This is a genomic window from Cupriavidus sp. 01L46 (assembly GCF_056399905.1).
This window is the reverse complement of record NZ_JBFTSF010000521.1, coordinates 1-2,393: the sequence shown is the minus strand read 5'-3', so window position 1 is coordinate 2,393 and position 2,393 is coordinate 1. Positions and strand designations below refer to the sequence as shown.

Annotated in this window: 3 protein-coding genes and 1 pseudogene; 2 read left to right on the top strand and 2 right to left on the bottom strand. The window is 66.4% G+C overall.

What is annotated here, in order from left to right; translation table 11 throughout:
• Together AC1DS3_RS37815 and AC1DS3_RS37810 are read left to right on the top strand one after the other, a co-directional pair.
• Positions 1 to 325 (top strand): annotated as a pseudogene (locus tag AC1DS3_RS37815) (mechanosensitive ion channel family protein); the annotation flags it as partial.
• A gap of 519 nt (positions 326 to 844) precedes the next feature.
• Positions 845 to 1,141: a YciI family protein gene (locus tag AC1DS3_RS37810; protein WP_441634273.1), complete on the top strand. Its 297-nt coding sequence runs from the start codon at positions 845 to 847 to the stop codon at positions 1,139 to 1,141.
• A 53-nt stretch (positions 1,142 to 1,194) separates the two neighbouring features.
• Here AC1DS3_RS37810 and AC1DS3_RS37805 read toward each other — a convergent pair whose 3' ends face one another.
• Complete coding sequence (locus AC1DS3_RS37805; RefSeq protein ID WP_441634170.1) at positions 1,195 to 1,728, bottom strand: hypothetical protein; 534 nt, start codon at positions 1,726 to 1,728, stop codon at positions 1,195 to 1,197.
• Positions 1,729 to 1,889: 161 nt separating this feature from the next.
• A partial coding sequence (locus AC1DS3_RS37800) for a fumarylacetoacetate hydrolase family protein (RefSeq protein ID WP_477129272.1) occupies positions 1,890 to 2,393 on the bottom strand: 504 nt, incomplete at its 5' end.

The following is a 2,393-nucleotide window of genomic DNA, read 5'->3' as shown; positions in this document are numbered from 1 at the left end:
GGCGCAACTGGCCGGCAGCACTGACCATGCCACCGCCATCGCCTTGCTCAAGCAGCATGTGGCGGCGATCGCCAACGTGCTGGCCACGCCGGCCGTCGATGTGGAAATCCTGGAATTCACCCTCGTCGGGCCGGTGTTGGCGGTGCGCCCGCACTGCCACAACGATCACTACTGGCAGGTCTACTTCGATACCAACCGCGTGATCCGCGAATGCTTCGGCGAAGCCGGCTTTGCCGCGCCGATGCCGGCGCAGCTGGTGGTGATGCAGGCCGCGGCCAGCCACGCTGGCGAGCCGCCGCGCGCGCTGTTGGCAGCCTCAGCTTAGCCTGCACTCACTTCGGCACGGCGCCCTGCCGGACACCTGCGGCTTCTGGTGTCCGGCGGGGCGCCGTCGTCGTTTTCGCTTGCCCTGGATGGGCGCTTGCGGCGCGCTATCACCCCGTTGACGACGCTGTGATTCCGTTGTAGCCAGTGCGGATGACGGACTCGCCTGCCCGGCCGGATTGCAGTTGCCCGTTTTGTGGGCAGTCCGATGGGGTCCGCGTGCTAGAGCCATTTGCGGAGCTTGTTGACAGTGTTATCCACATAAAGTGTGGATAACACTGTCGGGCAGCAACAGGGGAGATCTGATGCCCGGTGGTTTTGTCAAGCCCCGGGCCCAGGTTTTTACTGGCTGCGGTGGGCGCAACGGCGTCTGGTGCGGACGTCCTGCCGGCTTGTGCTGCCAGCGCGGAATCGGCGAAACTCGTCGCCGGGAGTGACGCGCATGGCACTGGCTGCCGCCATGCCCATCCCGCGATACCCCATGCCCCATTCCAACCCGCCATCACCCGAGGACAACACCATGCCATTCCTGATCGAAACCTGGGACAAGCCACAGCACCAGCAAGTGCGGCAAGCGGCCCGAGCGGGGCACCTGGCGTTCCTGGACGCCCAGAAGGCCCTGCTGCTGGCCTGCGGGGCCAAGCTCAACGATGACGGCAGCGATGCCGGCGGCGGCTTCTACATCGTCGACCTCGACACCCGCGACGCGGCGCGGCAATTCATCGATGCCGACCCATTCACACAGGCCGGCCTGTTTGCCGAGGTGCGCATCACGCGCTGGCGCAAGGCCTATCTGGGTGGCGAGTGCTACCTGTAGCCAGCGGGCGTGATGTCTTGATGCCTTGATGCCTTGACGGGCGGGGTGCGCGCTCAGCCGCCCCGTGCCATGTCGGGTGCCTGTGGCTCATGCCGTTCCAGGTTGGCGTAGGCATCCGCCGCGATCACGCCGAACATGATGTGGGCGAACAGGCTTTCCCACCCGCGCGCCTCGTCGAACCAGTTGAAGTACCGGCCCATCACGTAGAAGTTCACCAGGTAGACCAGCACCCCGAACACCGCGCCCGCCAGCGTGGCCATGCCGATGCTGGAATCAAAGCGGAACGACGCGATGAGCATGGCCAGGATCGTCGCCAGCACGATCGACAGGCCAAAGTGCACAATGCCCGCGGCCAGCACGATGGTCCAGCTGAACGCGTCGGCGGAGGCCAGCGCCTGCCGGCCGAGCATGAGGGCCGCCACCATCTTTACCGTGCCCCACGCCCCCTGGTACAGCACAAAGCGTGCCGTCAGCAGCTCCAGTATGACGTACAGCGTGCCCGCGATCAGCCCCGCAATCGCAGCGGCGCGCCAGTCCGGCGCGCGGCGGGCGAAACGGTGCGGCTGCATATGCAAATGGAGTTCCATGAACGGCTCCTTCTCACCAGCGGCCTGAAAGCCAGGCCCTTCTGATAGTTTTAGCCTATCCGCTGGAAATGCCAAGTCCGCGAGTGCGCGCGAAGCGCCTCGGCCGGCAGCCGGCGTGACGAGAAAGAAGCGCGAGGGATTGGGCCGCAAGGACCCCGGTTTCAGCTCGCGGCTTGCGGCGCGAGCTTTACCATCAGTTCGCCACCGCCATAGGTAGCCTGGATCGTATGCGCGCCGGCCGGCACATCGAACGGGCGCGTCAGCGTGCCGGTGGTCACCACGGTGCCCTTGCGCAAGGTGACGCCGCGCTCGGCGGCATGCGCCAGCAGCGATTGCAGGGCTTCCAGCGGGTAGACCGCATCGTCGCCGGCAAGCGGTTGCGCGCACGCCACGCCGTCAAGCGCCACGCTGGCGCTGGCGCGCACGTCTTCCATGCTGTCGGCGTCGATCCTCGCGCCCAGCACCAGCGCATGGAAACCCACGTTATCGCCRGCAAAAGCCGGCATGCCCACCGCAACGCGGTCTTCATAGCGCGACAGCACCACCTCGACGGCAACCTGCGCGCTTTCAATCAGCTCGGCCAGCGCTGCCGGCGCGAGTTCGGCCTGCAGCGGCGCGACGTCGCGCGCCAGCCGCACGGCAATCTCGAATTCGATGGTCACCAC